We start from the raw sequence: 6,482 nt of genomic DNA on the forward strand, positions 1-6,482 counted from the left end.
CGCCCCCGCAGCCGGTCAGCAGCAGGGCCGCGCCCAGGGCCAGGGCTGCGGCGAGGGCGGCGGTGCCGCGGCGGCCGGCGCTCACTTGGACCCCTGGGCGCCGCACCAGGTGGAGACGGCCTTCAGGTCCTCCTGGCGCTTGGTCAGCGTCGGCAGCAGGCTCTTGCGGAAGGTCAGGCGGTCGTTCAGGTACGTGTCGATCTCGGCGTGGCCGGCGCTCTTGGCCTCGGCGACACGCTGCTGGAGCCGGGCGATCGAGCCCGGTACGGTGGCGTCGCCGTTCAGCCGGGTCAGGGCGGCGCTGATGCGGGCCTCGGTCTTCGGCAGGCGCTTGCAGATCGCCTTCGCGCCGTCGCCCTTCGGGGCGGACTTCGCCGAGGCGGCGGGGCTCGGCTTGGAGGCGTCGGCCTGCGCGGGGCCGGCCGACAGCAGGGCTCCGGCCAGGGCGACGGCGCCGATCGCGGCGGCGGTCCTACGGTTCGGGAGCATGGTGGTATCCCCTTCGGTGCGACGGGCCGGCGCTCGGTCGCTGCCGGCCGGGCACGACGCTAGGGAGCCTTTTTGTGGATTCCTTGTGATCCCACGACCCGCGCTCCGCGGCCGGCGGACCGGCGCCCGACCGCGGGCCGTTCAGTGGTCGCGGGATATCCAGTCGCGCCGTACGGGCAGCCTCAGGGTCGGCTCGTCCGCGGAGGCCAGGGGCAGGCGCACCTCGAAGCGCGCGCCCCCTCCGCCGGGCGCGTCGCCGAGGGTGACGGTGCCATGGTGCAAGGCGGCCTGCTGGGCCACCAGGGTGAGCCCGAGGCCGGAGCCGGGGCTGCCGGGCCGGTGGTGGAAGCGCCGGAAGACAGCCTCGCGTTCGGCGGGCGGCACGCCCGGCCCCTCGTCGTCGACGGTGAGCACCGCGCAGCTGCCCTGGGGCCGCAGCCGGACCGTGATCCGGGGCGGCTCGCCGGGCCGGTGGCCGTGCACCACCGCGTTGCGCAGCAGGTTGGCCAGCATGATCTTCAGCCCGGAATCCCAGCCGAAGACGCGGAGTTCCGCCGGCAGCTCCACGTCCAGTTGGGCCTCGCCGTGCCGGCGGGAGGTCTCGCCGACGGCCGCGTCCACCAGCTCGGCCAGATCGAGCGGGGCGAACGCGGAGACCTCCACCAGGTCGCCGAGGGCCAGCATCCGCAGCGCGGTCAGCAGTTCGAGCAGCCGGGCGTGGTCGCTGCGCAGATCGCGGACCACCTCGGCGCGTTCCTCGGGAGGGAGGTCGGGGTGGGCGGCCAGGACGTCCAGGTCGGTCTGCATGCTCATCAGCGGCGTGCGCAGCTCGTGCGAGGCGGCGGAGGAGAAGGAGCGGGCGGTGTCCAGCGCCTGGGCGGTACGGGCCGCCTGCTCGTCGTAGCGGGCGAGGAGCTGGCCGATGGCCGCGGACAGCTCGTCCACCTCGGCGATCTTCACGGGCGCGCCCGCGAAGGCGGCCGCCCCGGCCGCCGGGTCGAGTGCGGCAGCCCGGCGGCTCAGCCTGCGTACGGAGACGGTGGCCCGTTCGGCCAGCCCGTACGCGAGGAGTCCCGAGACCGGGGCGGCCAGCAGGGCCACCAGCAGCACGCGGCGGCGTACGGCGGCGAGCTGCGGGTCGGTGGCCGAGGCCGGGGTGTAGAGCCACAGGTTGCCGGGGGCGGCTCCTGTCACCGGCATGCTGAGCACCCGCCAGGCACGGCCCTTTGCGCGGACCGTGACGGGGCCGTCGGGGGTCTGGTCCGGCAGCCGCACGGCCTCGGCGGGCTGCGGTCCGCCTTCCAGGACGACCGTCCCGTCGGCGCTGCGGACGCGGATCCCGGTGTCGAGGGCGTCGCCGAGCACCTTGCGGTGCTGGTTCTGCTCCGCTTTGGGCCGGCCGTTGCGGTCGGCGGTGAGCAGGGCCCGTACGTCGGGCAGGACCGCGGAGGCCCGGTCGTGCAGCCGTGTGTCCTGCTGCTGGCGCAGGTCGCGGCTGACGAGGCCGAGTACGAGGAGGCCCGCGGCCAGGACCAGCAGGGGCATGACCACGGTGACCGAGAGCGCGATGCGGGTGGCGAGTTTCACGGGGCGCCCCCGCCGTCGGGCACGCGCAGGACGAAGCCGACCCCGCGGACGGTGTGGATCAGCCGGGGGCGTCCGCCGTCCGCCCGCTGGCGGCGCAGGTAGCTGACGAAGGTGTCGACGGCGTCGGTGCGCACCTCGAAGTCATAACCCCACACCCGGTCCAGGAGCTGGTCCCGGGTCAGGACGATGTCGGCGTTGCGCACCAGGGTGGCGAGCAGTTCGAACTCGCGCCGGGTGAGGTGGAGCTCGGTCCCGGCGTTGCGGACCCGGCGGGTCGCCTGGTCCATCTCCAGGGGTCCGGCGCGCAGCACGTCCCGGTCGCTGCGGGCCGGGCTGCGCCGCAGGAGGGCGTGCAGGCGGAGCACCAGCTCCTCCAAGGCGAAGGGCTTGACGAGGTAGTCGTCGGCGCCGGCCTGCAGTCCGGCGACGCGGTCGGCCAGTTCGTCCAGGGCCGACAGCATCAGGACGGGGGTCTCGTCGCCGCGCTCGCGCAGGGTGCGGCAGACCTCCGTGCCGGTGAGGCCGGGCATGGAGACGTCCAGGACGAGGACGTCCGGGGGGCGGGCGGCGAGGGCGGCGAGGGCGGTGGGCCCGTCCTCCGCGAGGAGCACGGTGAAGCCGCTGAGGCGCAGGCCGCGCTCCAGCGAGCGCCGGATGGCGGCGTCGTCGTCCGCCACCAGCACCACTGCCGTGGTCGTACTGCCTGCCACCCTGTCTCCTTCCGGCCCGGGCCCGGGCCCGGTCGCGGGCCGGGTCGCGGTGCCGGCCCGGTGCGGTCGGGCCTGCGGGACCCGGCCGACCCTCTCACGGCGGCCGGACCGACCGGAAGGCGGGTCCGGCCGGGGAGGCCGCCCCTACGTCAGGCCGATCTCCTCGCAGGCGGCCCTGAGCTTCTCGGTGCAGATCTCGGAGACGGTCCAGACGCCGTCGACGACCACGGTGGATCTGACGTTCTCCCTGGTCAGCGGGGTGCCGGGGACGAGGACCGAGGGCACGTCCCTGCTGGTCGGGCTGTCGACGAGCTGGTTGACGATCCCGTCGATCTTCTCCCCGACGGCGAGGTTGACGGCCATCTCCGCCGCGGCGGCGGCCTCGGGCGCGTACCGCTTGTAGACGGTCATGAACTGCTCACCCGCGACGATGCGCTGCACGGCCGCGAGTTCGGCGTCCTGGCCGGTGACCGGGGGCAGGGGGGAGACGCCGGCCGCCTTGAGGGCGGTGATGATGCCGCCGGCCATGCCGTCGTTGGCGGAGTAGACGCCGACGACCTTGCCCTTGCCGAGCGCCGTGAGGGCGGCGGTCATGTTGGTGTGGGCGTTCTCCGGCTTCCATTCGACGGTGTCGTACTCCCGGCCGACGGTCACCCTGCCGTCGAGGACGGAGTGGGCACCGGACTTGAACCCCTTGGCGTTCGGGTCGGTGACCGAGCCGTTCATCATGACGATCTGGCCGTCCTTGGCCTTGTCGCCGAGCGCATCGAGGAGCGCCTTGCCCTGGACCCTGCCGACGTCCTCGTTGTCGAAGGAGGTGTACGCGTCGATGGGGCCCTCGGCCAGGCGGTCGTAGGCGATGACCGGGATCCCGGCGGCCTTGGCCTTCTTGACGGATTCGGCGATGGCCTTGGAGTCCACCGCGTCGATGATGAGGGCGTTCACCTTGTTGGTGATCATCGCGTCGACCTGGGCGCTCTGTGTGGCCGCGTTCTGCCTGGCGTTGGCGTAGACCACTTCGCCCTTGCCGCGGGTGAGTGTGGCGACTTCCTTCTCGATCAGCGGCTTGTCGAACTTCTCGTAGCGTGCGGTCTGGTTCTCCGGCAGCAGGAGACCGATCTTGACCGCATAGCCCTTGGCGGAGCCGCCGGGTCTGCCGTCGCCCTCGTCCGAGTCGCCGCAGGCGGTGAGGGATGCGGCGAGGGTCGCGGAAACGGCGACGGCAACGGCGGCCCGACGGCCCATGAGCGTGTTCACGAGATAAACCTCCCTGACGTGGGCCGTGTCCGTGCGGCCGAGGTGGACGCAGTCAACTGGGCACTCACAGCAACGTCAAGGAGTGGATTCTTTTCGAGATGGCAACGTTGCCAAGACGACAACACTTCACGTTGTGAAGTCGAAGCACGGCGGGTTTCCTCAGGCGGCGGCCTTGCGCGGCGCCCTGGAAAGGGCCAGGCACACCACGGCCCCGAGGGCGAATCCGTACGCGGCGACCAGGCCGTGGCCGTTGTCCTGGGCGGCCCACATCGCGAGGCCGAGGACCGGGACGGCCGCCGCGAGGGCACGGTCCTGCGTGCTGCCCGAGCGGACCAGGAGCCGACCGGCCAGGGTCGCGGCGAGGAAGTACGTGGCGCCGGAGCTGCCGGCGAAGTTGCGCGGGTCGGCGGCGCCGTCCGCGCCGGAATCCCCGATGCCGAGCAGCGGGTCGAGGCGCTCCGGCAGCAGGACACCGGTGAGGAAGAGGCCGAGGGTGGGCCCGCCGCCCCACAGCCGGTGGGCGAGAACGGCCACGAGCGCGAGCGTCGCCACGTTCCACAAGGCCCCGAAGGCGCCGCCGTTCTGCATGAAAACGGAGGTGAACACCCTCCACCAGCCGGTCTTGGCGGGATCGTGGTCCAGCGCCGCCATCGCGCCGGGCCAGGACAACTGCAGGGCCACCCCGCCGACCGCCAGTGCGGCCAGGACGACGGCGGACCACGGCAGGGGGCCGCGGCGCAGGGAGTCGCCGCCGCCCGCCGCCGCCACACCGGCCTTGACCATCAGCACCATCAGCGCGGCGGTGGTCACGCTGAACACCAGCTGTCCCATCCCCGGGTCCCCCATTTCCAACACTGTTCGAAAACGACGTGCCGAGGATAACACGCGGCTTCAAACAATGTTCAAAAACCTGGTACGGTTTTCCCATGAAGCTCACCAAGGAGCGGATCGTCGACGCGGGCATGGCCGTCTTCGCCCAGGCCGGCTACCACGGACTGTCCATGCGCCAGGTGGCGGACCGGCTGGACGCCCACGCGGGCAGCCTCTATTACCACGTACGGAACAAGGACGAACTCCTGACCCTGATGGCCGACCGCGTCTGCCACCAGGCCCACGCCGCGTGCACCGCCGCCCTGGACGCCCTCCCGCCCGGCGCCACCTGGCAGCAGTCCCTCGGGGCGCAGGCCACCGCCCTTCGCCGGACCATCCGCGAACACCCGGGCGGCGCGCTCCTGCTGGCCGACAGCCCGAAGGGGCTCAGCACCGGCGGGTTGTCGCTGATGGAACGACTCCTGGAGACGTTCCGCGCCGCGGGCCTGTCCGCCGAGGACAGCGCGGTCGCGGCCGACACCCTGCTGAGCCACGTCACCGGGTTCGTCCTGCAGGAGAGCACGCAGCGCCCGGCCCCCGCCGTCTCGGCCGAGCTCCACGGCGAGCTGTGCGCACGCTTCCCGCTGGTCATGACCACGCTGCCCCGGTGGAGCGAGGACGAGAAGTTCGAGCGGAGCATCGCGCTCCTGTGCACTGCCTTCGCCGCCCGCGCCCGCTCCTGAGTCACTTCACCGAGCCGGCCATCACCCCCTGCACGAAGTGGCGTTGGAAGGCGAAGAAGACGACCAGCGGGACCACCAGGGACAGGAACGCCCCGGGTGCGAGGACGCCGATGTTGCTGCCGAACTGCCGGATCTGGGACTGCAGGGCGACGGTGAGCGGCTGGGACCCGCTGTCCGCGAAGAGCAGCGCGACGAGCATGTCGTTCCAGACCCAGAGGAACTGGAAGATCGCCAGGCTCGCGATGGCCGGCCGGCCGAGCGGCAGGACGAGCCGGGAGAAGATCCGCCATTCGCTGCCGCCGTCCATCCGGGCGGCCTCCAGCATTTCGCGCGGTATCTCGGCGAAGTAGTTGCGCAGCAGGAAGACGGCGAACGGCAGACCGTATGCGACGTGGAAGAGGACCACGCCCGGAATGGTGCCGAACAGCCCGATCGCGCCGAACAGTTTGGCCACGGGCAGCAGCCCGATCTGCACGGGGACGACGAGCAGTCCGACGACGACCAGGAAGATGCCGTCCCGGCCGGGGAACTCGAGCCAGGCGAAGGCGTATCCGGCGAGTGCCGCGATGCCGACGACGAGGACGGTGGCGGGCACCGAGATCAGGACGGTGTTGCCGAAGGCCGCCGCGATGCCCGAGTCCTTGAGCAGCGCACTGTAGTTGTCCAGGGACAGCTGGGAGGGATCGGTGAGCGCGGTCCACCAGCCCGCGGAGGCGTTGTCCCGCTCGGAGCGCATCGAGGACAGGAACAGCCCTGCCAGCGGGGTGATCCATACGAGGGCGACCAGGATCAGCACGGCCTGGACGGCCGAGCTGCCGAGCAGGCGCCGGAGCCGGGGCCGCTGGCGCGGTCCGGGCGGCGACGGTGCGGCCGGGGCGCCGGGGGC

At 72.5% G+C, this 6,482-nt stretch carries 7 protein-coding genes; 1 reads left to right on the forward strand and 6 read right to left on the reverse strand.

Going from position 1 to position 6,482, the window contains the following annotated elements:
* Positions 1-81 precede the first annotated feature (81 nt).
* From AB0F11_RS37235 to AB0F11_RS37255, 5 genes are all read right to left on the reverse strand, one after another.
* Positions 82-489 carry a hypothetical protein gene (locus AB0F11_RS37235; RefSeq protein ID WP_362184074.1) on the reverse strand — a complete coding sequence of 136 codons (408 nt, stop codon included), beginning with the start codon at positions 487-489 and terminating at the stop codon, positions 82-84.
* A 141-nt stretch (positions 490-630) separates the two neighbouring features.
* Entirely contained in the window at positions 631-2,076 is a 1,446-nt protein-coding gene (locus AB0F11_RS37240) for a HAMP domain-containing sensor histidine kinase (RefSeq protein WP_362184076.1), read from the reverse strand.
* On the reverse strand, positions 2,073-2,786 hold the full coding sequence (locus tag AB0F11_RS37245) for a response regulator transcription factor (RefSeq protein ID WP_362184079.1): 714 nt from the start codon (positions 2,784-2,786) through the stop codon (positions 2,073-2,075). Before AB0F11_RS37245 ends, AB0F11_RS37240 begins: the two co-directional genes overlap by 4 nt.
* 144 nt (positions 2,787-2,930) lie before the next feature.
* On the reverse strand, positions 2,931-4,043 hold the full coding sequence (locus tag AB0F11_RS37250; protein WP_362184082.1) for a substrate-binding domain-containing protein: 1,113 nt from the start codon (positions 4,041-4,043) through the stop codon (positions 2,931-2,933).
* 159 nt (positions 4,044-4,202) lie between these two features.
* Positions 4,203-4,874 carry a hypothetical protein gene (locus AB0F11_RS37255; RefSeq protein ID WP_362184085.1) on the reverse strand — a complete coding sequence of 224 codons (672 nt, stop codon included), beginning with the start codon at positions 4,872-4,874 and terminating at the stop codon, positions 4,203-4,205.
* Between the two features lie 95 nt (positions 4,875-4,969).
* On the opposite strand from AB0F11_RS37255, the gene AB0F11_RS37260 reads away from it, so the two are divergent.
* Positions 4,970-5,596: a TetR/AcrR family transcriptional regulator gene (locus AB0F11_RS37260; RefSeq protein ID WP_362184088.1), complete on the forward strand. Its 627-nt coding sequence runs from the start codon at positions 4,970-4,972 to the stop codon at positions 5,594-5,596.
* Position 5,597: 1 nt separating this feature from the next.
* Here AB0F11_RS37260 and AB0F11_RS37265 read toward each other — a convergent pair whose 3' ends face one another.
* Positions 5,598-6,419 carry a carbohydrate ABC transporter permease gene (locus AB0F11_RS37265; protein WP_362184091.1) on the reverse strand — a complete coding sequence of 274 codons (822 nt, stop codon included), beginning with the start codon at positions 6,417-6,419 and terminating at the stop codon, positions 5,598-5,600.
* Positions 6,420-6,482: the final 63 nt, after the last annotated feature.

It is taken from the genome of Streptomyces sp. NPDC032472 (genome assembly GCF_040636955.1).
In the GTDB taxonomy this organism is placed as follows: Bacteria; Actinomycetota; Actinomycetes; order Streptomycetales; family Streptomycetaceae; genus Streptomyces.

Excerpts from the sequence above, each read along its gene's own strand:
- AB0F11_RS37235 (WP_362184074.1), bottom strand. The coding sequence starts at position 489 with ATGCTCCCGAACCGTAGGACCGCCGCCGCGATCGGCGCCGTCGCCCTG.
- AB0F11_RS37255 (WP_362184085.1), bottom strand. The coding sequence starts at position 4,874 with ATGGGACAGCTGGTGTTCAGCGTGACCACCGCCGCGCTGATGGTGCTG.
- AB0F11_RS37260 (WP_362184088.1), top strand. The coding sequence starts at position 4,970 with ATGAAGCTCACCAAGGAGCGGATCGTCGACGCGGGCATGGCCGTCTTC.